General features: G+C 54.3%; 1 protein-coding gene. It reads left to right on the top strand.

Translation table 11 applies throughout. The features are described from left to right. On the top strand, positions 1 to 1,010 hold a 1,010-nt coding region (locus CXF86_RS19950; RefSeq protein ID WP_219622750.1), incomplete at both ends, for a VCBS domain-containing protein.

A 1,010-nucleotide genomic window follows, 5' to 3' on the forward strand; every position in this document is an offset into this window, starting at 1 on the left:
CCGGCGTCATGGATGGCGGTAATGATCCAGAGCCAGGCAGTCTCACCACGGGCGGCACGTTAACCGCCAGTGATGTCGATAACGGGGCCAGTTGGAGCTGGGATTTTGTCCCTCAGGTCAATGACTACGGTACTTTCGGCATTAATGCCAGCACCGGCGTGTGGAGTTACACTTTAGCTAATAACGCCTTGGTTGATGCACTCGCCTCCGGTGAAACCCACGACGAGACCTTCTTGGTCACCGTCACCGATGAGTTTGGTGCATTCAGCACTCAAATTGTCACCGTGACCGTCACTGGTACCAACGATATTCCGTTGATCACTTCCACAATTGCCGATGCGACTGGCGATGTCCTAGAAGCGGGTGTCATGGATGGCGGTAATGATCCAGAGCCAGGCAGTCTCACCACGGGCGGCACCTTAACCGCCAGTGATGTCGATAACGGAGCCAGTTGGAGCTGGGATTTTGTCCCTCAAGTCAATGACTATGGTACCTTCGACATTAATGCCAGCACTGGCGTCTGGAGTTACACTTTAGCTAATAACGCCTTGGTTGATGCCCTCGCCTCCGGTGAAACCCACGACGAGACCTTCTTGGTCACCGTCACCGATGAGTTCGGTGCATTCAGCACTCAAATTGTCACCGTGACCGTCACCGGTACCAACGATATTCCGTTGATCACTTCCACCATTGCCGATGCGACTGGCGAAGTCTTAGAAGCGGGCGTCATGGATGGCGGTAATGATCCAGAGCCAGGCAGCCTCACCACGGGCGGCACCTTAACCGCCAGTGATGTCGATAACGGGGCCAGTTGGAGCTGGGATTTTGTCCCTCAGGTCAATGACTACGGTACTTTCGGCATTAATGCCAGCACCGGCGTATGGAGTTACACTTTAGCTAATAACGCCTTGGTTGATGCCCTCGCCTCGGGTGAAACCCACGACGAGACCTTCTTGGTCACCGTCACCGATGAGTTCGGTGCATTCAGCACTCAAATTATCACCGTGACA

Origin of the sequence: Shewanella sp. GutCb, assembly GCF_002836135.1 — a bacterium.
In the GTDB taxonomy this organism is placed as follows: Bacteria; Pseudomonadota; Gammaproteobacteria; order Enterobacterales; family Shewanellaceae; genus Shewanella.